Here is a 25,288-nt window from a genome sequence, read left to right on the forward strand (position 1 = left end):
GAAGACGGTCTTTTTCCAGAAAGAAAAGGTATTTTATGGGCGGAGAACTTTTCCATCAGGATGGATTAGATGCAAGCGCAGAACAATCTTCCTTCAGAGCAGTTGATGCCGAAACATATTTCAGGCCCTCTTGTCTGCCTGTCCTGAACACAGCAATTGAAAGTTCTTTTTTTGATCCTTATATTGATAAGCCTGTGAAAAGCATTCATCTGCCCCAATCCCTCACTTTGTCCCCGGACAAAACGATCTTACATTATTTTAGTGTTTTACGTGAAGCCGAAAACCTCGTTTTGTCTATTTTCAGCTCACGAATGATACAGATAGGTTAGCCAAACAACTGAGAAAAAACAGCTCCGGCCAATGGGAGCAGATTCATATTAATCCCGATGACTGCTTATAGAATCTCCCTTTACACTTCCCTCCACTTCTTATCTAAAATCGGGTATGTGTACTGATTCATCTGTTCAATCAGCTCATCCGGACGTGAGGATGTATGAATCAATTGAAGATGAGACTCATTGGAAAAGCCTTCTTTTATACTGTATTTGACCATATTGATCAGCGGTTCAAAATAGCCGTTTACATTATAAAGTCCGATCGGTTTTTGATGAATGCCGATCTGGGTCCAGCACAGCACTTCAAACAATTCTTCATATGTTCCGAATCCGCCGGGCATGGCAATATAGCCGTCAGCCAGCTCACTCATTTTCGCTTTCCGCTCATGCATGCCGCTGACTTCAATCAGCTCCGTCAGATTCTGATGAACAATCTCTCCGCTGAACAGTCCGCTCGGCATGACACCGACAGCTTTTCCGCCGCCTGCCATTAACGCATCGGCAACGGTTCCCATAAGACCGACCCGTGAACCGCCGTAAACAAGGCCGATTCCCTGCTCCGCCATATATTCACCGAGTTCGGCCGCTTTGCGTTTGTACTCTTCATTTACCCCCGGGTTTGACCCCGCAAATACACAAATGGTTTTCATTTTTTCATCTCCGCATCTATATATGTACATCAGAAAATCAAAACACACTATATATTGTCCCATCTCTATATGATAATATCAATAAGAATCATACAGGACATAAGGAGTGTTTCACATGCAGATGGCTGAAACGGAACAATGGATGAAAGACTTTTACGAAAAAAGAGGATGGACGGAATACGGGCCATTTATCAGAATCGGCTTTTTAATGGAAGAAGCGGGTGAGCTCGCCCGGGCGGTTAGAGCATATGAAATCGGGAGAGACCGGCCGGATGAAAAGGACACGACACAGGCTGAACGCAGGCAGGAGCTGATTGAAGAAATGGGTGATGTTCTCGGAAACCTCGCCATCCTCGCCGATAAGTACGGGATCACCTTAGAGGATGCGATGAAAGCCCATCAGGAAAAACTGATCAAACGCTTTGAAACCAAATAAAAACACGGCCTGTCCGTTTTTTTCTTGGACAGGCCGCGCCTGAATTTATCCCGTTATCTCGTCCTGATGTTCAAAGAAGTGCTGTTTTCCGATTTTATGGAACAGCCCCGTTTTACGGATCAGCTCCCTCGGCTGTGATTGCAATCCGACGATCATCAATCTGCCGTTATGGCGTTTGATCCGGTTCATAACATTCCCCAGCACCGCTTCTGCGGAAGTATCCATGTAATGCACATTATTCATCAGCAGAATAAGCGTCTTCGGCTTTTCCTGAAGCCTCTCCAGCAATGACGATTCCAATGAATCAATTGAACCGAAAAACAGCGGCCCTTCAATGGAATATGTGCTGACGGACGAATCATTTTTCACCGATTTGACCGCAGCATGCGGTGTTTTGATGCTTGTCGATTCGCTCATTTTCCTGATAAAGAAAACAAAAGCGAGGACGAGACCGGCAGAAACGCCGATGATTAAATCAAACAGAACCGTCAGCAAAAAGGTTACCGCCAGCACGAATGAATCAGTGTTTTTCAGCCGCATCATATTGGCGACTTCCCTCCGCTCGCTCATGTTCCAAGCCACAACCATCAACACCGGCGCCATACTTGCCAGCGGTACATGAACGGCAAGCGGTGCGAAGACGAGCAGGACGAGGAGAACGGTGACTCCGTGGACAATACCGGAAATCGGAGAAACTGCGCCGTTTTTAATATTTGTGGCGGTCCGCGCAATCGCTCCCGTTGCCGGTATGCCGCCGAAAAGCGGCGCGGCCATATTGGCGATGCCCTGCCCGACAAGCTCCCTATTGCTGTCATGCCGTGATCCTTTCATATTATCCGCGACCATCGCTGATAAGATTGATTCAAGTCCGCCGAGAAGCGCAATGATCAGAGCCGACGGAAACATCATAATCATGTTATCAATTGAGAAATCCGGAAGCTGCAAAGCTGGGAGCGACCTCGGAATTTCTCCGTAAGCAGAACCGATTGTCGCCATCCTGTCAGGAAAAAACATAACCGCCGCGGCTGTAGATACAAGCAGCGCCACAAGCGCGCCGGGAATCTTCGGCATCAGCCTCGCTGATAACAGCAAAATGGCTAAAGCGATGCCGGCGATGAAAATGCTGTACAAATTAAAGGTCCCGAGCTTCTTGCCGATCTCCGCAATGTTGAGGATAAAGCTTTCATGCTTTTGAATATCGCGCAGACCGAGAAAATGGGCAATCTGCTCCGAGAAGATCAGCACCGCAATCCCGGCCGTAAATCCGACGATCACCGGCTTCGGCACGAATTTCATAATCTTCCCGAGTTTAAATACGCCGAACAGGACGAGCATCACGCCTGCCATAAAACCGGCTACAAGTAAATTCTCAAAACCATACTGCATCACAATGGCAAATAAAATGGGAACAAACGCCCCCGTAGGCCCCCCGATCTGATACTTAGAGCCGCCCAACAACGAAATCAGAATTCCGGCCACAATAACGGTATAAAGCCCGTATTCCGGACCGACCCCCGAGGCGATGGCAAAAGCCATTCCCAGAGGAATTGCTACAATCCCAACTACAATTCCCGCGATCAAGTCTTTCTGAAATTTCTGCAAATTGTACCCCTGATATCTGCCGGAAAATTGCATCGTCAGCTGCATCCCCCTTTGACCGTTTCATAACCGTCAACGACAACATCCAGCGTCCCCGTCCCCGGATCGATCACAAGCCCGTGCACAGGCACCTCTTCAGGCAAGAGCGGATGATGCCTGACCATATTCACGCTGTGTGCCACGCTTTCTTCAACGCTGTGAAAACCGGTCAGCCATGTTTCCAAGTCGACTCCCGCATGCTCAAGAAGGCTGAGACATTTCTCCTCCACGCCGCGATCTTTTGCTTTATTTAATATGGAAGCCGCATTTAACCCCGACATTCCGCACTCGCGGTGCCCTACGATACAGACTTCCTCAGCTTCCAGTTCATAAACGGCAACCAAAATGCTCCGCATGACACTTCCAAATGGGTGAGAAACAATGGCCCCCGCGTTTTTTATGATTTTGGCATCACCGTTTCTGAGTCCCATCGCCTGCGGCAGAAGCTCCGTCAGCCTTGTATCCATACAGGATACGATGACAAGCTTTTTTTTCGGGAATTTTGTCGTTTGGTAAGGTTCGTATTTCCTTTCTTGGACAAACTGCTGGTTGTGCTCCAAAATGCTTGATAAAGAAACCATTTTTCTAATCATCTCCCATCATATTGTATTGCAAGCCTTCTTACCCAGCTTACAGTAAGGAATTATAGCACAGAAAAAGGCGTGGAAAAGGCTTTCAAAAAAAGACACGATAATTTAACTGTAAATTCAGATTATATTCATTTATATCTTTCAAAAATAATAAAATTTATCTTTATACCAACCTATAAAGCTTTTGAAAACAGCCGTTTCGCTCATTTTGCCTTCAGAAATATAGGCGGATTCTGTTATGGTTTAGGGGAACTACCTTTTCTCTTTTTCATTTTAAGTTCAAAAGAACCAGAAATTTATTCGGAGCGTTTGAATATTTCTCACTTTACCGCTTCTCTTTTATAATAAAATAGAGAAGAAAGACAAAGGAGGAGAAGCCCGTTGAAACCATATGTATTCATCGCGAAACCGATACCGCCGGAAGTCGAACAAATGATAGGCGAACATTGCCGCTATGACATCTGGAAAGAAGATACCATTTCAAAAGAAGAACTGTACGAGAAAATGAAGGATGCTGAAGGGCTGCTGACATCCGGAACGGCGATTGACAGTGATTTACTCGATCACGCGCCGAAGCTGAAGGTCGTCAGCAATAATTCAGTCGGCTACGATAATTTTAATATAGAAGAAATGAAAAAACGCGGGGTCGTCGGCACGCATACGCCATACACCTTGGACGACACTGTCGCTGATCTGGCTTTTTCATTAATCCTGTCTTCCGCCAGACGGGTTGCCGAATTGGATCGATTCGTCCGCGCCGGCAAATGGGGAACTGTTGAGGAAGAATCCCTTTTCGGTATGGATGTCCACCATCAGACGTTAGGAATTATCGGCATGGGCAGAATCGGTGAACAAGCCGCCAAACGGGCAAAATTCGGCTTTGATATGGACGTGTTATACTATAATCGCAACAGAAAACCGGATGCCGAGAAAGAGCTTGGCGTTACATATGCCGACTTAGATACACTGCTGAAAACGTCAGACTTTGTGCTATTAATTACGCCGCTTACTGACGAAACGTATCATATGATGGGAGAACGGGAATTCAGACTAATGAAAGATACGGCATTTTTCGTCAATATTTCCCGGGGAAAGACGGTTGATGAGAAAGCGCTCATCCGCGCCTTGCAGGAGGGCTGGATAAAAGGCGCCGGTTTAGATGTGTTTGAAAAAGAACCGGTCTCAGAAGACAATCCGCTTTTACAGCTGGAAAACGTCACATTGCTTCCGCATATCGGGTCAGCAACGGCTAAAATCCGCTTGAATATGTTCACACAAGCCGCTCAAAACATGATTGACGCCGTATACGGAAGAACGCCGAAAAATCTTACTAAGGAATTTCAATAAGAAGACAAATCCCGGTTGGTTCAGCCGGGGTTTATTTTTCGCTAGATAAAAAGTACTATTTTTAAATTCTTTCTATTCCTTTCTTTCGTTGCTGATACAATGAAAAGGAATCAGCTTCACATGATGAAAATGGGAGGTATTGCTTTGAAAAAACGATTATCATGGATTTCCGTTTGTTTACTGGTGCTTGTCTCCGCGGCGGGGATGCTGTTTTCAACAGCTGCCAAAACGGAAACACCTTCTCACAAGGCACACACAGAAGCACAGGTTATCAACACGTTTGACGGGGTTGCGGATTATCTTCAGACATATCATAAGCTTCCTGATAATTACATTACAAAATCAGAAGCACAAGCCCTCGGCTGGGTGGCATCAAAAGGGAATCTGGCGGACGTCGCTCCGGGGAAAAGCATCGGCGGAGACATCTTCTCAAACAGGGAAGGCAAACTCCCGGCCAAAAGCGGACGAACGTGGCGTGAAGCGGATATTAACTATACATCAGGCTTCAGAAATTCAGACCGGATTCTTTACTCAAGCGACTGGCTGATTTACAAAACAACGGACCATTATCAGACCTTTACAAAAATCAGATAACGAAAAAAACGGCTTCCCTGCGGGAGGCCGTTTTTTTCTGCAGAGAACCTGCAAGCTTTACATAAAGTGTGTAATAAATTTTTCTTCAAACTCTGATCGGTCAATTTCACTTTTTTCCGCCGGGCCATCGTGTTTTTGAATCGTTACATTGCGTTCAGACAGAACCATGTGCCCCTCCGGCGTCCGCTTAGAAGCAAGCAGGCGTTTATTGAATGGAGACCGCTCATGTTCAAAGATCGTTTGTTTCATGGCCTTGAGGTCCTTTTCACCGATTTCTTCAAGCGAAAATGCGTAACCTGTCTGCCAGCCGTCCCCTTTGTTCATTTCAAGCACGTGTGTCCCGAATTCCGTTTGTTCTTTTCTCACACGAAACGCTCCGGCAGCAGAGACCGCCTCGGCGCCGGATAGCGGAACGGGCCGCATGGCGAGATTGAGTCCGAAGCCTGTGTCAGCGATGTATTCATTTCCTTCGGCGGAAAGAAGCACGGCCGCATGTGTGCCGGGCAGCTCCCATCCGTTGTTCCAGACCGTTCCGCGGATCAATTTGACGTCAAATCCGGCGTCTTTCAGTATGAAATAAAGCAGTCCGTTCAAGTCATAACAAAGTCCGCCATGAGGCTCTTTCACCATATGCCGCCAAAGTCCTTCTTTCGTGACGTCATATTCTTTTTTTGATAAAACCGCGCGATTTTCAAACGGAAACCGATACGCGAGCGCCTTTAAAAATTCGGGCAGGCTGCTGAAATCGAGTGACTCCTTTTCCCAGCCTATCGTTTGATAACAATCTTTCAGGAACTCATTCATCGTTCCGTCCTCCTTACAAAGCGCTTACACTTCTTCCTGCACGTAAGCGGACAGCTTTTCAAGCGCTTCCTTTTCATCCTCGCCTTCAGCGATCAGAGTGACTTCCGTCCCCGTGCTGACCGCCAGGCTCATTAATCCCATAATGCTTTTGGCATTCACTTTCTTGCCGTTTTTCTCAAGAAACACATCTGATGTAAAGCGATTTGCCTCCTGTACAAACAATGCGGCGGGACGCGCCTGCAATCCCGTCTTTAAACGCACTTCCACTTTCTCCTGAACCATAAGATCTCCCCTTTTCTGTACGGTTATTTCAAAGTGATGCTTTGTCCTGTACGCAGCTGTTCTGCGATTTCATCGAGCTTTCTCAGCCTGTGATTGATGCCGGATTTGCTGATTTTCCCGCTTGCAACCATTTCCCCAAGTTCTTTCAGCGTGACTTCCTGATAATCAATCCGCAGCTGCGCAATTTCGCGAAGCTTTTCCGGAAGCGCTTCAAGACCGATCCGTTCATCAATGTATTTAATATTTTCCACCTGTCTGAGCGAAGCCCCGATGGTTTTGTTTAAGTTGGCTGTTTCACAATTTACGAGGCGGTTCACTGAGTTTCTCATATCTCTGACAATCCGCACATCTTCAAAGCGCAGCAGTGAATTGTGGGCGCCGATGACATTCAGAAATTCGGTGATTTTTTCCGCCTCTTTTAAGTACGTAATATAGCCTTTTTTCCGTTCAAGCGTTTTGCTGTTCAGATGAAATTCATTCAGCAGCGCGCATAATGAATCGTTATGTTCCTTATAAAGCGAAAAGATTTCCAAGTGGTATGACGATGTTTCGGGATTATTCACGGATCCCCCCGCCAAAAACGCCCCTCTCATATAAGAACGCTTGCAGCACCGCTTCGCCACCAGTTCTTCAGAAATATTCCGTTCAAATACAAAGTTCTCTCCGAGGATTTTTAATTCCTCCAGAATCAGCTTTGCGTTTTCAGAAAAGCGTACAATATAAACATTGTTTTTTTTCAGCCGCATTTTTTTTCTGACTAACAGTTCGACCGATACATCATATTGTTTCTTCAGCAATGTATAAATGCGGCGGGCAATCGCCGCATTTTCGGTTTGAACGTCAAGCACGAGATGGCGGTTTGAAAATGACAGTGAACCGTTCATCCGAATCAGAGCGGACAGCTCCGCATTGGCGCAGCAGTCCTTTACTTCCAGATTCGTCAGTTCTTTTTTTGTTTCCGATGCAAATGACATATGAGCCACCTCATTTCAAAAGACCTCTAGTCCCTTAATAAATCAACGAGAAGAGAAGCCACTTTATGTGTATCGTGACGGATTACGCCATTTTTATACGTGATAATCTGGTCCCTGATGACCTCAAGCCCCATGGCTTTCAGCTTTTCAACGTTAAATTCAACGGGTCGGGCCAGCTCTTTCGCATATTTGCTTTTGATTTCGTCAGGGATATCTTCATTATTGATTAAAATCGTGTCGATAAACGGCTGCTCCATATGATCGTTCAGCGCCTTGACATGGTCGGCCGCGCTGTATTGAAGCGTTTCGCCGGGCTGGGTCATGACGTTGCAGATATATACTTTTTTGGCCGCAGCCTTGACGACTTCCTCTCCGATTTTCGGCACGAGCAGATTCGGAAGAATGCTTGTGTACAGGCTTCCCGGACCGATAATGATTAAATCGGCCTGGCGGATCACCTCAATCGTTTCCGGCAGCGGATCAATTTTTTCAGGCGTAAGGAACACCCGTTTAATGCGCTGGCCGTAAGAAGGGATTGTCGATTCTCCGGAGACGACCTGCCCGTCCTCCATTTCGGCGTGAAGAACGACACTGGTATTGGCAGCCGGCAGCACTCTGCCGCGGACATTCAGCACCTTGCTCATTTCGGTGACAGCATGAAAAAAATCACCGGTTATATTTGTCATCGCTGCCAAAATCAAATTGCCGAGCGAATGTCCGGTTAAGTCGCTTCCTTTGTTGAAACGGTGCTGAAACAGATTTTCAACGAGCGGCTCAACATCTGACAAAGCGGCCAATACGTTACGGATGTCACCCGGCGGCGGAATTTGAAGTTCATCCCGCAGACGGCCTGAACTTCCGCCGTCATCAGCAACTGTCACAATCGCCGTAATATCAACGGGCTTATGCTTTAATCCCCGAAGCAGCACGGACAGACCCGTTCCGCCGCCGAAGATTGCGATTTTCGGCTTCTTATTCATTTCCGGCTTCTCTTTTCAATGTCCCGGTGAGTGACATGAGTATAAAAATCCTTTTTAAAATAATCAGCCAGATACTCAGCGAGTGTAACGGAGCGGTGCTGGCCGCCCGTACAGCCGATCGCGATGACAAGCTGGCTTTTTCCTTCGCGCTTATAGGACGGAAGCATAAAGCCAAGCAGATCAACAAGCTTTTCGATAAACTTTTGGGTTTCGTTCCACTTCATCACATAAGATGACACTTCCTCATCTTTCCCCGTAAGCGGCCTCATGCTTTCAATGTAGAACGGATTCGGCAGAAACCTTACATCAAACACGAGGTCGGCATCTATCGGAAGGCCGTATTTGAAACCGAATGACATCACGTTCACTGTAAATGTTTCACCTTGGTTCGTGGCGAAATGCGCAACGATTTTTTCACGCAGATCACGCGGTTTCATATCCGATGTGTCATAGATCAGCTGAGAGCGCCCTTTCAATTCTTCAAGCAGCTGGCGTTCCAGCGCGATTCCTTCAAGAGGAAGCCCGGTAGCGGCCAGCGGATGAGAACGTCTCGTTTCTTTATATCTCGTCACAAGGATGGAATCCTTAGCGTCTAAAAAGAGAATGCGCGGTGTAATCCACGGATTTTCCGCCATTTCATCCAGCGCCTCAATCAGCCTGTCAAAAAATTCACGTCCCCGCAGATCCATGACAAGCGCGACCTTGCTCATTTTTGAACTTGATTCTTTCATCAGCTCCAAAAATTTCGGCAGCAAGGAAGGCGGCAGATTGTCGACGCAAAAATAGCCGAGATCCTCAAAGCTTTGGATGGCGACGGTTTTCCCCGCTCCAGACATTCCCGTTATAATGACGAGCTGAATATCATGATTTTCATTCACACTCATCTTTCTCCCCCCTGCGGTCTTTCTTTTTATTTGATAAGCTGCGGATCTAAACGATAGCTGAGCAGCTCGAAATCCGGCGTATACGTAAAGGTCCCGTGCAAAAGCCCTTGGCCCTTGATCATAAAATCAAGAATATGCCCGTCTCCGGGTGCCATCGGAAGGTTGTGGATATCTTTTACGTCATGCCACTTCAGAACGCCTTCTTCTGATTCAGCGACATTCCGTCCCGTGTAGGAATCGGCGACAAAAGTAAACATCATCCACTCTGACACGATTTGTTCCTGTTCCTTAATAATAAAGGTAAACACGCCTTTTAACTGCGGATTTAATATATAAATACCCGTCTCTTCTCTGTACTCTCTGATGACGGAATCTCTGACTGATTCGCCGCTCTCCATCTTCCCGCCGGGCGCGACCCACCAGCCCCGTCTCGGCTTTTGGAGAAGGAGAACCTGGTCATCTGCCTGCAGCACACAATTTGTCACTCTTTGCACAAGTACGTCACCTAACCTTCTCAACAAATCATCGTCTCTTCATTATACCGTTTCGGCATGTCTCTCACAATGCAGAGACACCGACATCCTTTTCTTTTATTTGACAGATAACCAAAAATCACAAAAAAAGGGCACGGATACTGAAATCCGTGCCAAGGTGTATTCATATAAAAAGGGGGTCAATTACTACATTCATCTTAAAACATCAGTATTTCACCCGTGTTACAGCGGAATTAAAACCCAGTAACGATTCAAAAACTGAACATTACAGTGATGATTAAACGGTTTTAAGCGTCTCCTGAAGCTCTTCCACATAATGCTGAACGCTTTGAGCCGCAATACTTCCGTCACCTGTCGCCGTTACGATCTGGCGGAGTGATTTTTCACGGATGTCTCCAGCGGCGAAAATGCCGGGAACTTTTGTTTCCATTTGATCATTTGTTTCAATGTAGCCCTCTTCATTTGTGATGCCCAAGTTTTCGAACGGTTTAGAAAGCGGAAGCATGCCGATATAAATAAAGACGCCGTCAGCTTTGAATTCTTCCTCTTCTCCCGTCACAGTATCCACAAGAGTCAGTCTGCCGACTTTTCCGTTTTCTTCATGAATTTCTTTTACGGTTTTATTCCATTTGAAATCAATTTTCTCGTTGTCAAAGGCACGCGCCTGGAGAATGCTTTGCGCACGCAATTTGTCGCGTCTGTGAACGATGGTGACTTTTGAAGCAAAGCGTGTCAGATAGACGCCTTCTTCCACGGCGGAGTCTCCGCCGCCGACAACGACAAGCTCTTTATTTTTAAAGAATGCACCGTCACATACCGCACAGTACGATACGCCGCGGCCGCCAAGTTCTTTTTCACCGGGAACGCCGATCTTTTTGTATTCCGCTCCGGCAGAAATCACGATGGCGCGCGCTTTAAATTCTTTTGATCCGGCTTTAACCGTTTTATATTCTTTGCCGTCAACAATTTCTTTAATATCGCCGTACGCATATTCCGCACCGAATTTTTTCGCATGTTCAAACATTTTATTTGAAAGTTCAGGGCCGAGAATGCTTTCAAAACCCGGATAGTTTTCAACATCCTCCGTGTTGGCCATCTGGCCGCCCGGAATTCCCCTTTCGATCATTAATGTGGATAAATTCGCTCGTGATGTGTAAACAGCAGCGGTCATCCCCGCCGGACCCGCGCCGATAATGATCACATCATAAATTTTTTCTTCTGACACCATGATTCACTCCTTTTCGAAATGGGGCGCCCCCTATATGAATAAGAATCCCCATCAATCGTATTCCTTACCCATATCCTATAAAATCTGAGAGCGATTCGCTATTTTTTTGCTCATTTTTCTGAGAAACCGTGATTAGGCAGCTCCTGACCCGGGTATACAAATAAAGAAAGAGCCCTCCGGGATGGAAGGCCCTTGTCTTATTCATTATTGCACAACACGTCTTACATTGCCGTTGAATGCATCTTTCCAGTATCTGTTGCTCAAAGAATCAATAGATACACCATGGGATGTATTATCGTTCAGGAACGTTCCGTTACCTAAGTAGATGCCGACGTGGCCATTTGTTTTATACGTATCGAAGAATACTAAGTCTCCGCGTTTCATGTCAGACGCACTGACAGCTTTTCCTCTTCCGATTAGCGTATCTGTGCTTGTGCCGCCTACAGGTCCGAGGTTAACGCCTGCGTTAGCATAAGCCCAGCGTACAAATGAAGAGCAGTCAAAAATACGGTTATTAATATCAGATTGCGTGCGTCCGCCGCCGAACTTGTACGGAGATTTACCCACAAGGCTTGATCCTACGCTGATCGCACCTTCAATACCGCCTGAATTTGAAATAACAGATCCGTCAGAATCATCTGAACCGCCGCTGTTATGAGATGATCCGCCTGAATTGCTCGATTTGCTTGAGCTGTCAGATGAATCGGATGTTTCAGTTGAAACAGCCGCTTTTTTCACAGTTTTAACCGCAGATGCCGGCTGGCTGTCATCTTTTTGGTTTTGGTCTTCAGAGGCTTTTTGTGCTTCTTCCTGTTTTTTGATCAGGGCAGCCGCTGCAGCCTGCTCTTCTTTAATGCGCTTCTGTTCTTTTTCAGTGTGAGCTTTTTCGTTTGCAAGCTGTGACGCTTCTTTTTTCAGATCAGAGATAGCGGAAGCCGCTTTTTTCTGACCGTTTTTCGCTTCGTCGAAAAGCTTGTCTTTCTGATCAAGCTGTTTGTTCAGGTCTTTTTGCATAGACTCTAACTTCGCAAGGTCATCTTGGACTTTTTTAAGCTTCACGTTAAGTTCAGCTTCTGCATCTTCGAGTTTCGCTTTATCCTGCTCCTGCTGTTTGATCAGGTCTTTATCCGCATCAACGATAGAAGATACCGCAGTCGCACGGGAAATGAAGTCCCCGAAGCTTGTCGCTCCTAAAAGAACGTCAATGTATCCTTGAGAACCGCCGTTTTCCTGTAAAGAACGAACGCGTTTTTTCAGGATTTCATTGCGTTTTTCAATACGCGCTTCTGTTTCTTTGATTTCTTTTTTCAAATCAGCGATTTGCTTTTTCGTTTTTTCGTTTTCAGCTTTTTTATCTTCGATTTTATTACTTGTATCCAACGCTTTGGCGTTAATGTCTTTCAGTTCTTTTTCAATCTTAGCCTGCTTCTCCTGAAGCTTAGATAATTCCTTTTCTTTCGCTTCGAGGCTTGAAGCCACCTCAGATTGCTTGCTTTCGATTTTCGCTTTTTTGCTGTCTAATGTTTCCGCCGATGCAGTTTTTGTAAACGGGATCAAAAAACTGCTTGTCCCGATGACGGAAGCCAAACCAAGTGTTAATAAACTCTTTTTCACTTTTTCTTTCCTCCCTTTTACTTTAAACCTGTTCTCATTTGGAATTCTATTATGAACATCAAAGTTACGCTCCCTCACATACCGTGAGGCTGATGATTTTTATGTATGAATCTTTGAAACTGGTTAATTGGTATAGATTATACAGCACATGTAAAAAAAACTAATCTCTTATGTACGAGAATCATTATACCATCATGTTTCGACAATTTTTATTACAGTTATATTTCAATGTGATTGCAAATTTCATCATTTGCAAAATAAACGGTGATTGCGGCCTGTTTTTGATTCAAAAAGCAAAAAAATACGTATGAAAATCTCTTTTTTCGGCAGTAAAGTTCTGTTTTATCACTTCCTGATAAAAAAAGAACCGACTCTTTATATAGAAAGAATCGGTTTTATTCTAATATATCATCTATTTGTCTGATGTATTTTGAGAGTGTTGCAACGGATATACCGTAAACGGCGGCGGTTTCTTTTTTCGTCGTTTTTTCGCCGTTTGCTTCCTTCCATACGTATGCGATGGCTGCGGCCCATGCCCGCTCATTCTGTACGGCAGCGGCGGCGCGGATGTGCTGAATAACGTGAAAAACCCAGCAGCTCATGACGTCAGTCTTTAAACTGTCGGCTTCCGCTTTCTCCAGCAGCTTGACCGTCCGATACGTGAACAAAGCATCACGGGAGACGCCTGAAGCGCCTTTTTCACCGGAAAGCAGCAGTCTGACGAATTCTTGTTCAAACGGCGAGGCGGCGCGTTTTGCAGCCAGAACTTTTTCAAGCTGGTGCCGCTCTCCTTCAGCGCTGCTGATATAATAGGCGGCAAGCCGCTGTTCAAGTGAAGCAGGCAGCGGTTCCTGCCGTTCCGCCCAAGGCGCGGGCCGGTCTGATTCGGGAAATTCAGTTTCGGCCTTTCTCCAAATGGTTTCGGCAAATTCTGTACGGCCTGTCCCGTATGCTGAGGCGGCAAGCCAGTAATAAAACGTGTCGTCGCCTTCAAATCCGCTTTTGTATAGAGAACGGAGCCACTTATAGCCAAGATCATGTCTGCCGACAAGCGCAAGCGTCGCCCCCAGCTTGTAACGCTGTTCGAATAGAATCGGATACACGTTGGCGAGCCTTTCGCTCAATTCTCCGACTTTTTCATCTTCCCTCTCGTAATAGCAGAATACAAGGTAGTTGCACAGGGCGTGGAGATTGCCTTCATTTTTCTCAAGCACTTCAAATACCGTCTGTTTCGCTTTTGTTACATTGCCAGAGTAAAAATAAGCGAGCGCCAGATTATTGTATGCGGACCAAAGCTCGGGGTAATCGGCTGTAATCTCTTCAAGCATGACAACCGCTTCATGAAGCTGGCCGCTCTCAAGAAGCGCTTTTGCCCGGTCCTGCCTGATCAGCAGTTCATCCTGGTCATAGAGCGATTCGTTTTCACCCGCTTCGCCGAAATCCAGAAGCTCCATCAGGTTTTCAATCTCTTCGCTGAATTCTCCGTCCGGATCGGCATCAGAATAAGCCGCCGCTTCTTTGTATGCTTCCTGAAAGAGCCCCAAATGCGCGAAATTATTCGCTTTAAAATAATGACACTCGGGCATTTCTTCTTTCAGGTTCACCAAAATAAAGTCGAACAGCTCATTTGACTGCTGGTAGTGCCCCATTTCAGAATAAATGACGGCCAGCCGGGACAGCATCTCGGAATCATTCGGTTCGAGATGAACGGCCCGCTGAATCAGTTTGCTGGCCCTTTTTAAATTCCGCTCTTTATATGCTTTTAAGCCTTTATGAAAAAAATATTGTCCATCCTGAAGCAGCTGGACAATTTGTGCGTGCTTTTTATGTTCAGAAGTGTGTTTTCCCACAAATACCCTCCGTTTTATACGTATTACCGTCAGTAGTATACCATAAAACGGTTTCGCCTCAATAGTTCAAAAGACAGGATCGGCTTCGTTTTTTACTGGCTGGTTCGACCAGATTTTAGCTGTTTGTTTCATGAGGGTCGGCAGGAAGAATGACGCGGAAAAGGGTTCCTTCGCCGCGCTTGCTTTCAACCTCTATCGAACCGCCGTGCAGCTCAGCGATTTTTTTGGCGATGGACAGGCCGAGCCCGCTTCCCCCCGCGTTTCTCGCTTTATCCGCTTTATAAAACCGTTCAAATACGCGCTCTGCCTGCTCAGGCTCCATTCCGATTCCGTTGTCGGCGATTTCGATGGCCGCAGCCTCCGGCAAATCTGTAATTTTAACGGATATGCGGCCTCCTTCTCCGGTAAATTTCACGGCATTGTGAATGAGATTCATCCAGACTTGGCTGAGCAGCGCTTCATCTCCGTACACATACGACTCCTGCAAATCAATGAGAAACTCAATCTGTTTGGCCGACCATTCAGGCTCACAGGTCAATATGGTGCGCCGCAGCTGTTTGTCAATGCGGAACGGTTTTTTTTGTATCGGTTCGGTCTGGCGTTCGAGTGCGGTGAGCTTCAGCAGATTTTCACTGATTTTTGATAATCGTTCTGTTTCTGTCTCGATGATGTGTAAGTAGCGCCCCCGCTCTTCATATGATAAATCCGGTTTTTTTAGGAGGTGCGCATAGCCCTTTAATGAAGTAAGCGGGGTTTGGATTTCATGGGAAACGTTTGAAATAAATTCTTGTTTCAGTTTTTCCATTTCACTCAGTTCCGCGGCGAGTGTCGACAGTTCATCAGCCAACTTCGTCACGGGGTGGTCCCGCTCAATTTTCTCCATTTTCCGGGAAGCGGCCGCGGTGAAATTGCCGCTCGACATTTGCTTGATCGTGGCGGTGAGCGAATCCCAGATCGCATGATGTCGTTTACGCGCTGACTTTGAAAAAATAAACATCGTTAAAAACAGCAGGCCGAAAACAAGCCAAAGCGTCAGAATTTGCTCGACGAACGGCGTCAGCAAAATCGGCCATATAACACCGAAGCCCTGAACGATCAAGTGGGCAGCCAGCCATAAAAATGCGGTGAATACGAGAAGGATGATGATTCTTCCCGCCGTTCTGAGAATCTGTTTCATTCTGTCACCACAAACCGGTAGCCGAGACCCCGCACCGTATGAATGGCAAACGGATAGTCCTTTTCCGGAAACCTTTCTCTCAGCCTTTTAATATGAACGTCAACCGTCCGCTCGTCACCTTCATAATCAAAGCCCCAAATATCTTCTATTAAATGCTCTCTTGAAAACGTCTTATTCGGATAACCGGCGAGCTTAAATAAAAGCTCAAATTCACGCCGGGGCAGCGTCATTCCCGATCCGCCGCCGCGCGTTACAGTACGGGATTGCTTATCTAATGTGACCGTTCCGATGGTCAGCAGTTTTTCAGCGGTGATCCGGTAGCGTTTCAGCAATGCTTTGACCCTTGCTTCCAGCTCAAGCGGCTCAAACGGTTTGACGAGATAATCGTCCGCTCCGGAAGTAAAACCCTGCACTTTATCCAGCGTTTCGCCTTTTGCCGTCAGCATCAAAATCGGAATATCCGTAAAGCTGCGGACGGCTTCACTGACTTCAAACCCGTCCATTTTCGGCATCATCACATCCAGTATGATGAGGTCAATATGTGTTGATTCTATCAGCTGCACCGCCGCTTCCCCGTCTTCCGCTTCTGCGACGTCAAAGCCGCTCTGCTCCATCATGAGGCGGACAAGCTCACGGATATGGCGGTCATCATCCGCAACCAATATGACAGCCATGAAAATCCCTCCTTCTGCTTTTCCAAATTTCACTTGTATTCTTTTGCTATAAGCCGTCTTATTTTTTCATTGTCTCCTGTATTTTCAGCGGACTCTCAAAATGGTGCCGTCACTGTGCCATATCGGCTAAGCTGTAAAATAAAAAGCAGCTTTTCAGCTGCTTTCTTTTCATAAAGTCTTGCTTTACACAGCTTTGTTTTCTAAGTCGGCATTCAGCTTCAGCTGCTGCTCCGCAAAATCGCGGTAGAGCGAATGGGATGCCATTAATTCATGGTGTGTGCCCCGTCCGGTGATTTCACCCTGTTCGACAAAGAGAAGCTGATCTGCATCCACAACCGTGGATAAACGGTGGGCAATCACGATGGTGGTGCGGCCTTCCATCAAGACTTCCAGCGCCTGCTGCACCCATTTTTCAGATTGGCTGTCCAGACTTGATGTCGCTTCATCAAGCATAAGAATGCTCGGATTGCGAAGAAGCGCTCTGGCAATGGCGATGCGCTGGCGCTGTCCGCCTGACAGCATAATCCCCCGTTCACCGACCTCGGTTTCAAATTTCTTCGGTAAATCTTCAATAAATTGCAGGGCGTAGGCCATATCGGCTGCTTTTCTCAGTTCCTCATCGGTCACCTCGCGTTTTAATCCGTAGCAGATATTGTCGCGGATGGTGCCTGACATTAACGGACTTTCTTGAGACACGTATCCGATATGCTCCCGCCATGATTCAAGGGAATACGTATCAATCGGTTCATTTCCGAGCAGGATGCTGCCGGCCGTCGGATTGTAGAATCGTTCAAGCAGTTTAAATAACGTTGTTTTTCCGCCGCCGCTCGGTCCGACAATCGCGGTGACTTTGCCGGCCTCAATCGTTGCCGTAATGTCTTTTAAGATGGTCTGATCTGTTTTGTAGCCGAATGAGACTTGTTCGAGCTTAATCGGCTGATCCGCGTTTTCAATCGCTTTCCCGGTCTGGATGTCTTCTTCTTTTTCTGCAAGGATATGAATCATCCGTTCCGTTGCGCCGACGGATTTTTGAAGCTGTGTGAAAAATGAAGTGATCTGGCCCATCGGCATAATGATCTGAAACAAATACAAGATAAAGGCAACGAGTGCGCCGGCCGTCAGTTCACCTGATGATACCTGCATTCCGCCGTACCCGATGACAGCAACCAGCGCCGCCATTAATACAAGGGTGATAAGCGGGCCTACAAGTGACTGCACCTTCGCTTCACGCAGACCGAGTTTAAAGAGCGCCATGATGCCCGCTTTTCCGCGGCCGTATTCCGCTTCTTCAGCGTTTGACGCTTTCACAAGCCTGATTTCCGGGAGGATGTGGTTCAACAATCCGGTGAATCTCGCTGTTTCATCCTGTGTTTCCCGAGAAATTTTAAACATTTTCCGGCCGATCGGCACTAAAATAACCGCAGCCAGCGGCACGACGATCAGCACGAGCAATGTCAGCTTCCAGTTCATGATAAATAAGATCGTCAGTGATCCGATTACGGAAATAATTCCGGTAATAAATCCGCTGATATTGTTTGTGATCAGCTCTTTTACCACCATCGTGTCATTGGTGACACGGCTGATCGTTTCTCCCGTGGCGTTTTTGTCAAAATAAGAGACAGGCAGTTTAATTAATTTCTGCCATAACAAATCACGCAGCCCCGAAATGATTTTCTGGCCGCTGTAGTTCAAGGCGTAGGTGGCGTAGGCGCTTAATGCGGCCTGTACGATAAATACGGCTGCGATGATTCCGATTTGCATGCCTGACAGCGATGACATGGAAAAACCGTCAACGAGCTGCTTTGTCAATAGCGGAATCAGCAGGCTGACGAGCGTTGTCACAATACTGAGAGACAGCGCGAAGGCCAGCATTCCGTATGATGGTTTTGTTTTTTTGACTAATGAAAAGAATGAACTGAATTTCCCTTTTGGTTTCGGTTGTTTATTCGGCATATGTTTTCCTCCTATATCACTGTTTATACTATAACGGATGAGCATGAACGGAATATGAACAAAACGTACATTTTTGATAAAAACCAAAATAAACTCTATTAGTCAATATTATCAAATTCATCTGCCTCCGGTTGAGAAATAAGGAATATTTTAATGAACGTTTAGGTTTGGCATGTAAAAAACCTCACGAATCTCTCCGTGAGGTTTTTTTATTCAGATGCCGAATGACGTTTCGCAAGGACGGCAAGCACGTCGTCCAGAGGAAGCGACTGCTCTCGCAATAGAACGAGCAAATGATAAAGCAAATCCGCCGCTTCCCATTTTAATTCTTCATGATCGCGGTTTTTCGCGGCAATAATAACCTCTGCGGCTTCTTCGCCGACTTTTTTGAGGATTTTATCGACACCTTCCCGAAACAGGTACGTTGTGTACGCCCCGTCAGGCATCTCCGCCTGCCGTTTGGCGATTACGCTTTCCAGTTCATTTAAGATGCCGAAACGATCCTGTACGTTCGCTTTTTCCGGAGTAAAGCAGCTGTAGCTTCCCTTGTGGCATGCGGGTCCTGAAGGCTCCACAAGCACGACAAGGGCATCTTGATCACAATCATAGCGGATAGCTTTTACCTTTTGGGTATTCCCCGACGTCGCTCCTTTATGCCACAGCTCCTGCCGTGAACGGCTGTAAAACCAGGTTTCTTTCGTTTCTATCGTTTTTTCATATGTTTCACGATTCATATAAGCCAGTGTCAGCACTTCTTTGCTTGCCGCATCCTGTACGATGGCGGGAATCAGTCCGGCCTCGTCAAACCGCAGTTCATCTGCCCGTTTCATCTCACATTCACCCCGTGTTTCTTCATATAATCTTTCACTTCTTTTATCGATGTTTCTTTGTAATGAAATATTGAAGCTGCAAGCGCGGCGTCCGCTTCACCGATCGTAAACGCTTCAAGCATATGGCGCACGCTGCCGGCTCCCCCTGACGCAATGACAGGCACCGGGACGGCACGTGTGACAAGCTTTGTGAGCGTATGGTTAAAGCCCGTTTTCTCTCCGTCTGCGTCCATGCTAGTCAGCAAGATTTCACCCGCTCCCCGGCTGACGGCTTCTTTTGCCCAAGCTGTGACTTCCCACTCGGTTTTCTTTCTGCCGCCGTGTGTGTACACTTTATAGCAATCTGAGTCTTCGTCATACTTTGCATCGATCGCCGCTACGATACATTGCGAGCCGAAAAAGTCCGCTCCTTCCGTAATCAGCTCGGGTCGGAGGACGGCCGCTGTATTAACGGATACTTTATCAGCGCCGGCGCGAAGCATTCGTTTCATATCGCTTAATTGATTGATTCCGCCGCCGACCGTAAACGGAATCGCCAGTTTTGCCGCAACTTGTTCAACGACGTCTGTCATCGTCTTGCGGCCTTCACGAGAAGCGGAAATGTCGAGAAAAACGAGCTCGTCAGCGCCCTCCCTGTCATATGCTTCAGCCAGCTCGACAGGATCGCCGGCATCTTTCAGCCCGAGAAATTGAATGCCTTTGACGACGCGTCCTTCTTTCACATCAAGACACGGAATGATTCGTTTCGTTATCATGCGTCCTTCACCCCGCTGAGCGCCTCGGCCAACGTAAATTGTTTTGTATACAGCGCTTTTCCGATAATCGCTCCTGATACGCCGGCGTCTTTGAAGCGGGCCAGCGCTTTGAGATCAGCGACTGAGCTGACCCCGCCTGAAGCGATGACGGTTTTTCCCGTTGCTTTTGCGAGCTGGACGGTGCTTTCAATGTTCGGGCCTGACAGCATGCCGTCAGTTGCAATATCCGTAAAAATGAAGGTTTCCGCTCCTTCCACAACCAATTCACGGCCCAGATCGGCCGCTCTTACGGAGGATGTTTCCAGCCAGCCTTCCGTAGAGACATACCCGTTCCTCGCATCGAGACCGATGGCGATTTTCCCGCCATATTGTTTCAGCATGCTTTTCACAAACGCCGGATCAGAAACGGCCGAACTGCCGAGAATGACGCGATCGGCGCCTTGTGATAAGTAACCGTACACGTCTGCTTCAGAACGGATGCCCCCGCCGATCTCGACTTTGACATCAAGCTGCCGCACGATGTCAAGAACATGCCGGTCGTTTACTTTCTTGCCTGCTTTCGCACCGTCTAGATCCACGAGATGAATCCATTCCGCACCTTCTTTTGCAAATTGCGCCGCCATGTCTAAAGGCGAGTCTCCGTATATCGTTTCCTTGCCGTAATCACCTTGGATGAGCCGGACGCATTTGCCGTTTCTCATATCGATTGCCGGATATAATGTAAAAGCGCTCATTTCTTCACCTTCTGTTCCGCTGCCATTTTTGTAAATTGTGTTAGGATCGCCATTCCGGCCGTGCCGCTTTTTTCCGGGTGAAACTGCGTCCCGAAGACATTGTGTTTCCCGACGACCGCGGGAACTCGAACGCCGTACTCGGCACTTGCCAGAAGATCGCCGTCTTCCATCCCGTCTATATAATAAGAATGGACAAAGTAAACGAAGCCTTCTTCCGCTTTTGAAAGCAAAGGAGACGTTTGGTGAAAGGTCAGCCGGTTCCAGCCCATATGCGGCACCTTCAGCTTGTTTCCTTCAGCGTCCCTGTCTTTGAGTCTCACTGCTTTTCCGGCTAATAAGCCAAGTCCTTTTGCAGTGCCGTTTTCGCTGCTTTCTTCGAAAATAAGCTGCATGCCGAGGCAGATGCCGAGAAGCAGCTTCCCCTCATCAACCATGCGGTGAATGAATCGATCAAGCTTCAAGCTGCGTAAATTGTCCATGGCGTCACTGAACGATCCGACACCGGGAAGAATAAAAGCATCCGCTTTTTCCAGCTCTTCCGGCCGGTCTGATACGAGATACGGGACGCCGACGCGTTCCAGCGCCTTAGACACGCTGAATAAATTGCCCATTCCGTAATCAATTACACCGATCATTTACAGCATTCCTTTCGTTGATGGTACACCCTTGACGCGCGGATCAATGGCTGACGCTTCATCAAGCGCTCTGCCAAGCGCCTTAAACACTGCTTCTATCATATGATGGGTATTCGTGCCGTAATGAACGATGACGTGCAGATTCATTCTCGCTTCCAGCGCCAGTTTCCATAGGAATTCATGTACCAGCTCAGTATCAAACGTTCCGACTTTCGCTTGCGGAAATGCAGCGCGCATCTCAAGGTGCGGCCGGTTGCTCAGGTCTACGGCGACTTGGGCGAGCGCTTCGTCCATCGGTACTAGCGCTGATCCGTACCGTTTGATCCCTTTTTTATCACCGAGCGCCTCCAAAAAAGCCTGCCCTAAACAGATGCCGATATCTTCAGTCGTATGGTGATCATCTATTTCCGTATCGCCTTTTGCGTCAACAGTTAAATTGAATTGCCCGTGCTTTGTGAACAAATCAAGCATATGAGTCATAAACGGCACATCCGTGCTGATGTCGGCGTTTCCTTCTCCGTCTATTTCGAAAGCCAGCTTAATATCGGTCTCATTTGTTGTTCTGGCGCGTTCCGCTTTTCTCATCGGTTATTCCTCCGTTTCTCGCTTCAATCGATCTTGCGTGCGCTTCAAGCCCTTCCAGTCTCGCAAATGCGGCAATGCTGTCCGCGTGCGTTTCAAATGCCTTCCGGCTGTAAGAGATGATGCTCGATTTCTTTTGAAAATCTGTTACATTCAACGGGCTTGAAAACCGCGCCGTTCCGTTTGTCGGCAAAACGTGATTCGGTCCGGCAAAATAATCGCCGACCGGTTCAGCGCTGTATCCTCCTAAGAAAATCGCCCCCGCGTGTCTGATGCTTCCAAGCAAAGCCTCCGGCGAATGCGTCATGATTTCTAAATGCTCGGGCGCCAGCGCATTCACCGTGTCCACTGCATCTTCCATCGATTCCGCGATATAAATGCGGCCGTGATCCTTGATCGACGCTTCGGCGATTTCTATGCGCGGCAGGGTCTGAAGCTGTTTATCCACCTCATCTGATACTGCTTCGGCAAGCTTCCGTGAGTCGGTGACAAGCACGCTTGAGCTGAGCGTATCGTGTTCGGCCTGTGAAAGCAGGTCAGCAGCGACTTCTTTGGGCACCGCCGTATCGTCTGCCAGAACCACGATTTCACTGGGTCCGGCAATCATGTCAATATCCACAACGCCGAAGACTTCGCGCTTCGCGAGTGCTACAAATATATTGCCGGGGCCCGTGATCTTATCTACAGGCTGTATCGTTTCCGTTCCGTAAGCGAGCGCGGCAACCGCCTGTGCGCCTCCCGCTTTGTAAATTTCCTTTATGCCGAGCTCAGACGCCGCCGCCAGAACGCCCGGCGAAAGGCAGCCGTCTTTTCCCGGAGGACTGACGAGAACGATCCGTTCCACTCCCGCAGCGAGAGCGGGGATGACATTCATTAAAACGGAAGACGGATAAGCGGCAGTCCCGCCCGGCACGTATACGCCCGCGGAATCGAGCGCCGTTATTTTCTGTCCGAGCATCGTGCCGTCTTTGCGGTGGTAAAACCAAGAGGATTGCAGCTGGCGTTCGTGATATTCTTTAATATTGGCAATCGCCTGCCTGATCACTTCCAGCAGCTGATCATCAAGCAGACGGCACGCCTCGGCGATTTCGTCCCCGCTCACCGCCATCTGGTTCAGGCTGACCCCGTCAAATGTTTTTGTATAAGCTAAAACGGCTTTATCACCGTTTTTTCTGACGTCTTCAATAATCGCTCTGACGGTTTTCCGCTGCTCTTCGGTTCCGCTGTCGATGGAACGCTTCAGTGAAAACCGTTCGCTTCTTTTTATTGCGGTTATTTTCATTTTGCCGTGTCTCCTTCCACAACCCTCGCCAGCCTGGCCGCCATTTCGTCGATTACATCATCCTTCATGCGGTAGCTGACCGGGTTGACAATAAAACGCGATGTGATGTCACAAATATGTTCCGACTCTACGAGACCGTTTTCCTTTAATGTCCGCCCGGTTGAAACGATATCTACGATTCTGTCAGCTAGCCCGATTAAAGGCGCCAACTCAATGGAACCGTTCAGCTTAATGATTTCCACCTGCTCGCCCTGTTCTCTGAAATAACTTGACGCAACATTCGGATATTTTGTCGCAATCCTCGGAGCGACTCCGTTCCAATCAGCTCCCGGAAGCCCTGCAACGGCGAGATGGCATTTGCTGATGTTCAGATCGAGCACCTCATATACGTCACGCTCTTCTTCAAGCATGACATCCTTTCCGGCGATACCGGCATCAGCGACGCCATGCTCGACATATGTCGTGACGTCCATCGGCTTTGCCAGAATAAAGCGGAGATTTTCTTCCGGAACGTCGATGATCAATTTTCTCGATTCTTCAAACTCCCCGGGCAGCCTGTATCCGGCCTGCCGCAGCAATCCGGCAGCTTCCTCAAATATCCGTCCTTTTGGCATAGCCATTGTGAGTACCTTACCCATTCTGCTCTTCCTTTCTGGCACCGATAAAGTAGGTGACGTTTGCGAATGATTTTGTCATATGATCGATATTTTCAATGCCCGCCAAATCCTGCAGGACGACTTTTCTTCCTCTTGCCCTTTCTTCCTCCGCGAATAAAATGGCCTGCGGCCGCTGCTCCTTGCTGAAAATAACCGCGTCCGCATCACTTGTTTCTCCCCGGATGCCGAGCGCTTCAATCAGCCTGTCGATACGGAGCCCGAAGCCCGTGGCGGGAGCAGGGCTGCCGAAACGGCCGAGAAGATTGTTATAGCGGCCGCCGCTTCCGATGACAAACCCGACATTTGCCGCGTACACTTCGAATAAAATTCCCGTGTAATAACTCATATGGCTTACCATGTTCAGATCAAGGCGAATATGCTCGGCACACCCGTAATCTTCAAGAATGTCCCATAGGTCTCCCAGCTCCTGAATCACGCTTCGCCCGGAGATGCCGATGATCTCCCCCGCTTTGGCGCAGATCTCTTTTCCGCCGCGCAATTCCAGAAGTCCGAGCAGCCGGCTTTTGTCTATTGAAGAAAGCGGGAGCGACTTGACATGTTCTTTGTACCCCACGTAATTCTTTTCAAAGAGAAAGCGCCGCAGAACATCCGCCCGCTCGGCATTGCCCAAAACCTCGACAAACAGCTCATCTGCGAGTCCGGCATGGCCGATCGCGATTTTAAATTGGCGCAATCCCGCGTTTTTCAAAGCGCCGGCCGCGAGCGCAATCACCTCGGCGTCCGCACTTGTTGATCCGTCGCCGATCAGCTCCGCGCCGACCTGTTCGAATTCAGCCGGACGTCCGCCTTCCCGCTCCTGAGCGCGGTAGACGCTTGCCGCGTACCCCGCTCTGAGCGGATGATTGTTTTTGTGCAGCTTAGACGCCGCCACCCTGGCAATCGGTCCGGTCATGTCAGGCCGAAGCACAAGCGTTTTTCCGTCCTGATCGAGAAGCTTAAACAGCTGCTGTTCTTCAATGGCGGACTGGACGCCTACTGTTTCATAAAATTCAAGGGTCGGCGTCTCCATAAACTGATAACCCCATTTATCAATTAAATCCGTCAGTGTAGAACGGACTTTTTTCTTTGCTTCGTATAAACCGGGCAGCGTATCTCTCATGCCATGCGGTTTCTCAAACATAAACATTTGCCTTTTACACCTCCGCTTTATCTGAAGGAAAATTCCGAATCCTTTAGTTCGCTAATATGATAATATGTTAGCAGATAAAAGAACGAATTGCAACGCCCAATGTCCGCCTATTATTTTCCATAAACATGGCTAAAGAATGAACAAACTTGTAAACATATCG

General features: G+C 47.7%; 27 protein-coding genes. 4 read left to right on the top strand and 23 right to left on the bottom strand.

The window, feature by feature from the left end:
• Positions 1 to 409 precede the first annotated feature (409 nt).
• Entirely contained in the window at positions 410 to 985 is a 576-nt protein-coding gene (locus QRX25_RS16800) for a TIGR00730 family Rossman fold protein (protein WP_013353716.1), read from the bottom strand.
• A 115-nt stretch (positions 986 to 1,100) separates the two neighbouring features.
• Here QRX25_RS16800 and QRX25_RS16805 point away from each other — a divergent pair, with 115 nt between their 5' ends.
• Positions 1,101 to 1,421: a MazG nucleotide pyrophosphohydrolase domain-containing protein gene (locus tag QRX25_RS16805; RefSeq protein ID WP_065982407.1), complete on the top strand. Its 321-nt coding sequence runs from the start codon at positions 1,101 to 1,103 to the stop codon at positions 1,419 to 1,421.
• Between the two features lie 45 nt (positions 1,422 to 1,466).
• Here the strand turns inward: QRX25_RS16805 and QRX25_RS16810 are convergent, their stop codons facing one another.
• Positions 1,467 to 3,056, bottom strand: coding sequence for a SulP family inorganic anion transporter (locus tag QRX25_RS16810; protein WP_065982928.1), 1,590 nt, complete (start codon positions 3,054 to 3,056; stop codon positions 1,467 to 1,469).
• A gap of 2 nt (positions 3,057 to 3,058) precedes the next feature.
• A complete protein-coding gene (locus QRX25_RS16815) occupies positions 3,059 to 3,649 on the bottom strand; it encodes a beta-class carbonic anhydrase (protein ID WP_088030702.1) in 591 nt (196 codons plus the stop codon).
• 72 nt (positions 3,650 to 3,721) lie between these two features.
• Here QRX25_RS16815 and QRX25_RS16820 point away from each other — a divergent pair, with 72 nt between their 5' ends.
• From QRX25_RS16820 to QRX25_RS16830, 3 genes are all read left to right on the top strand, one after another.
• The gene (locus QRX25_RS16820; protein ID WP_258415385.1) at positions 3,722 to 3,994 is read left to right on the top strand and encodes a hypothetical protein; all 273 of its coding nucleotides are present in this window, start codon (positions 3,722 to 3,724) and stop codon (positions 3,992 to 3,994) included.
• Positions 3,995 to 4,030: 36 nt separating this feature from the next.
• Positions 4,031 to 4,996, top strand: a complete 966-nt coding sequence (locus QRX25_RS16825; RefSeq protein ID WP_212099431.1) for a 2-hydroxyacid dehydrogenase — start codon at positions 4,031 to 4,033, stop codon at positions 4,994 to 4,996.
• A gap of 204 nt (positions 4,997 to 5,200) precedes the next feature.
• A complete protein-coding gene (locus tag QRX25_RS16830) occupies positions 5,201 to 5,590 on the top strand; it encodes a ribonuclease (protein WP_231131126.1) in 390 nt (129 codons plus the stop codon).
• A gap of 57 nt (positions 5,591 to 5,647) precedes the next feature.
• Here QRX25_RS16830 and QRX25_RS16835 read toward each other — a convergent pair whose 3' ends face one another.
• From QRX25_RS16835 to QRX25_RS16930, 20 genes are all read right to left on the bottom strand, one after another.
• Positions 5,648 to 6,394 (bottom strand): arylamine N-acetyltransferase family protein, encoded by a 747-nt coding sequence (locus QRX25_RS16835; RefSeq protein ID WP_065982411.1) that lies wholly within the window; start codon positions 6,392 to 6,394, stop codon positions 5,648 to 5,650.
• A 24-nt stretch (positions 6,395 to 6,418) separates the two neighbouring features.
• Entirely contained in the window at positions 6,419 to 6,676 is a 258-nt protein-coding gene (locus QRX25_RS16840) for an HPr family phosphocarrier protein (protein ID WP_013353724.1), read from the bottom strand.
• 23 nt (positions 6,677 to 6,699) lie between these two features.
• Positions 6,700 to 7,650, bottom strand: a complete 951-nt coding sequence (gene whiA / locus QRX25_RS16845; protein ID WP_065982412.1) for a DNA-binding protein WhiA — start codon at positions 7,648 to 7,650, stop codon at positions 6,700 to 6,702.
• 26 nt (positions 7,651 to 7,676) lie between these two features.
• A complete protein-coding gene (gene mgfK / locus QRX25_RS16850) occupies positions 7,677 to 8,630 on the bottom strand; it encodes a gluconeogenesis morphogenetic factor MgfK (RefSeq protein ID WP_014471072.1) in 954 nt (317 codons plus the stop codon).
• A complete protein-coding gene (gene rapZ / locus QRX25_RS16855; RefSeq protein ID WP_013353726.1) occupies positions 8,627 to 9,514 on the bottom strand; it encodes an RNase adapter RapZ in 888 nt (295 codons plus the stop codon). The genes mgfK and rapZ overlap by 4 nt, the downstream gene beginning before the upstream one ends.
• 26 nt (positions 9,515 to 9,540) lie before the next feature.
• Positions 9,541 to 10,008, bottom strand: a complete 468-nt coding sequence (locus QRX25_RS16860; RefSeq protein WP_065982415.1) for an 8-oxo-dGTP diphosphatase — start codon at positions 10,006 to 10,008, stop codon at positions 9,541 to 9,543.
• A 277-nt stretch (positions 10,009 to 10,285) separates the two neighbouring features.
• Positions 10,286 to 11,233, bottom strand: a complete 948-nt coding sequence (gene trxB, locus QRX25_RS16865) for a thioredoxin-disulfide reductase (protein WP_014471075.1) — start codon at positions 11,231 to 11,233, stop codon at positions 10,286 to 10,288.
• Between the two features lie 207 nt (positions 11,234 to 11,440).
• Positions 11,441 to 12,850 (bottom strand): peptidoglycan DL-endopeptidase CwlO, encoded by a 1,410-nt coding sequence (gene cwlO / locus QRX25_RS16870; RefSeq protein ID WP_212099433.1) that lies wholly within the window; start codon positions 12,848 to 12,850, stop codon positions 11,441 to 11,443.
• A gap of 395 nt (positions 12,851 to 13,245) precedes the next feature.
• Entirely contained in the window at positions 13,246 to 14,700 is a 1,455-nt protein-coding gene (locus QRX25_RS16875) for a tetratricopeptide repeat protein (protein WP_212099436.1), read from the bottom strand.
• A gap of 115 nt (positions 14,701 to 14,815) precedes the next feature.
• Entirely contained in the window at positions 14,816 to 15,877 is a 1,062-nt protein-coding gene (locus QRX25_RS16880; RefSeq protein ID WP_115996820.1) for a sensor histidine kinase, read from the bottom strand.
• On the bottom strand, positions 15,874 to 16,551 hold the full coding sequence (locus QRX25_RS16885) for a response regulator transcription factor (protein WP_013353732.1): 678 nt from the start codon (positions 16,549 to 16,551) through the stop codon (positions 15,874 to 15,876). The genes QRX25_RS16880 and QRX25_RS16885 overlap by 4 nt, the downstream gene beginning before the upstream one ends.
• Before the next feature lie 183 nt (positions 16,552 to 16,734).
• Positions 16,735 to 18,504, bottom strand: a complete 1,770-nt coding sequence (locus QRX25_RS16890; protein ID WP_014471077.1) for an ABC transporter ATP-binding protein — start codon at positions 18,502 to 18,504, stop codon at positions 16,735 to 16,737.
• A 209-nt stretch (positions 18,505 to 18,713) separates the two neighbouring features.
• Positions 18,714 to 19,334, bottom strand: a complete 621-nt coding sequence (gene hisIE / locus QRX25_RS16895; RefSeq protein ID WP_212099439.1) for a bifunctional phosphoribosyl-AMP cyclohydrolase/phosphoribosyl-ATP diphosphatase HisIE — start codon at positions 19,332 to 19,334, stop codon at positions 18,714 to 18,716.
• A complete protein-coding gene (gene hisF / locus QRX25_RS16900; RefSeq protein WP_212099442.1) occupies positions 19,331 to 20,089 on the bottom strand; it encodes an imidazole glycerol phosphate synthase subunit HisF in 759 nt (252 codons plus the stop codon). Before hisF ends, hisIE begins: the two co-directional genes overlap by 4 nt.
• A complete protein-coding gene (gene hisA, locus QRX25_RS16905) occupies positions 20,086 to 20,823 on the bottom strand; it encodes a 1-(5-phosphoribosyl)-5-[(5-phosphoribosylamino)methylideneamino]imidazole-4-carboxamide isomerase (RefSeq protein ID WP_212099445.1) in 738 nt (245 codons plus the stop codon). Before hisA ends, hisF begins: the two co-directional genes overlap by 4 nt.
• On the bottom strand, positions 20,820 to 21,458 hold the full coding sequence (gene hisH, locus QRX25_RS16910; protein ID WP_212099448.1) for an imidazole glycerol phosphate synthase subunit HisH: 639 nt from the start codon (positions 21,456 to 21,458) through the stop codon (positions 20,820 to 20,822). The genes hisA and hisH overlap by 4 nt, the downstream gene beginning before the upstream one ends.
• On the bottom strand, positions 21,459 to 22,043 hold the full coding sequence (gene hisB / locus QRX25_RS16915; RefSeq protein ID WP_212099451.1) for an imidazoleglycerol-phosphate dehydratase HisB: 585 nt from the start codon (positions 22,041 to 22,043) through the stop codon (positions 21,459 to 21,461).
• Positions 22,009 to 23,322: a histidinol dehydrogenase gene (gene hisD, locus QRX25_RS16920; RefSeq protein WP_065982424.1), complete on the bottom strand. Its 1,314-nt coding sequence runs from the start codon at positions 23,320 to 23,322 to the stop codon at positions 22,009 to 22,011. Before hisD ends, hisB begins: the two co-directional genes overlap by 35 nt.
• Positions 23,319 to 23,960: an ATP phosphoribosyltransferase gene (gene hisG, locus QRX25_RS16925; RefSeq protein ID WP_013353740.1), complete on the bottom strand. Its 642-nt coding sequence runs from the start codon at positions 23,958 to 23,960 to the stop codon at positions 23,319 to 23,321. The genes hisD and hisG overlap by 4 nt, the downstream gene beginning before the upstream one ends.
• Positions 23,953 to 25,125, bottom strand: coding sequence for an ATP phosphoribosyltransferase regulatory subunit (locus QRX25_RS16930; protein ID WP_065982425.1), 1,173 nt, complete (start codon positions 25,123 to 25,125; stop codon positions 23,953 to 23,955). Before QRX25_RS16930 ends, hisG begins: the two co-directional genes overlap by 8 nt.
• Positions 25,126 to 25,288: the final 163 nt, after the last annotated feature.

The sequence above is a fragment of the Bacillus sp. L381 genome (assembly GCF_030284525.1).
GTDB lineage: Bacteria > Bacillota > Bacilli > Bacillales > Bacillaceae > Bacillus > Bacillus amyloliquefaciens.

Bases quoted from the DNA above. Each gene is read 5' to 3' on its own strand.
- hisG (WP_013353740.1), bottom strand. From the start codon at position 23,960: ATGGGTAAGGTACTCACAATGGCTATGCCAAAAGGACGGATATTTGAG.
- QRX25_RS16800 (WP_013353716.1), bottom strand. From the start codon at position 985: ATGAAAACCATTTGTGTATTTGCGGGGTCAAACCCGGGGGTAAATGAA.
- hisA (WP_212099445.1), bottom strand. From the start codon at position 20,823: ATGAGCGCTTTTACATTATATCCGGCAATCGATATGAGAAACGGCAAA.
- QRX25_RS16805 (WP_065982407.1), top strand. From the start codon at position 1,101: ATGCAGATGGCTGAAACGGAACAATGGATGAAAGACTTTTACGAAAAA.
- QRX25_RS16830 (WP_231131126.1), top strand. From the start codon at position 5,201: ATGCTGTTTTCAACAGCTGCCAAAACGGAAACACCTTCTCACAAGGCA.
- whiA (WP_065982412.1), bottom strand. From the start codon at position 7,650: ATGTCATTTGCATCGGAAACAAAAAAAGAACTGACGAATCTGGAAGTA.
- QRX25_RS16840 (WP_013353724.1), bottom strand. From the start codon at position 6,676: ATGGTTCAGGAGAAAGTGGAAGTGCGTTTAAAGACGGGATTGCAGGCG.
- QRX25_RS16885 (WP_013353732.1), bottom strand. From the start codon at position 16,551: ATGGCTGTCATATTGGTTGCGGATGATGACCGCCATATCCGTGAGCTT.
- hisH (WP_212099448.1), bottom strand. From the start codon at position 21,458: ATGATCGGTGTAATTGATTACGGAATGGGCAATTTATTCAGCGTGTCT.
- hisF (WP_212099442.1), bottom strand. From the start codon at position 20,089: ATGATAACGAAACGAATCATTCCGTGTCTTGATGTGAAAGAAGGACGC.
- QRX25_RS16890 (WP_014471077.1), bottom strand. From the start codon at position 18,504: ATGCCGAATAAACAACCGAAACCAAAAGGGAAATTCAGTTCATTCTTT.
- mgfK (WP_014471072.1), bottom strand. From the start codon at position 8,630: ATGAATAAGAAGCCGAAAATCGCAATCTTCGGCGGCGGAACGGGTCTG.
- QRX25_RS16930 (WP_065982425.1), bottom strand. From the start codon at position 25,125: ATGTTTATGTTTGAGAAACCGCATGGCATGAGAGATACGCTGCCCGGT.
- hisB (WP_212099451.1), bottom strand. From the start codon at position 22,043: ATGAGAAAAGCGGAACGCGCCAGAACAACAAATGAGACCGATATTAAG.
- rapZ (WP_013353726.1), bottom strand. From the start codon at position 9,514: ATGAGTGTGAATGAAAATCATGATATTCAGCTCGTCATTATAACGGGA.
- hisIE (WP_212099439.1), bottom strand. From the start codon at position 19,334: ATGAAACGGGCAGATGAACTGCGGTTTGACGAGGCCGGACTGATTCCC.
- QRX25_RS16835 (WP_065982411.1), bottom strand. From the start codon at position 6,394: ATGAATGAGTTCCTGAAAGATTGTTATCAAACGATAGGCTGGGAAAAG.
- hisD (WP_065982424.1), bottom strand. From the start codon at position 23,322: ATGAAAATAACCGCAATAAAAAGAAGCGAACGGTTTTCACTGAAGCGT.
- QRX25_RS16880 (WP_115996820.1), bottom strand. From the start codon at position 15,877: ATGAAACAGATTCTCAGAACGGCGGGAAGAATCATCATCCTTCTCGTA.
- QRX25_RS16810 (WP_065982928.1), bottom strand. From the start codon at position 3,056: ATGCAATTTTCCGGCAGATATCAGGGGTACAATTTGCAGAAATTTCAG.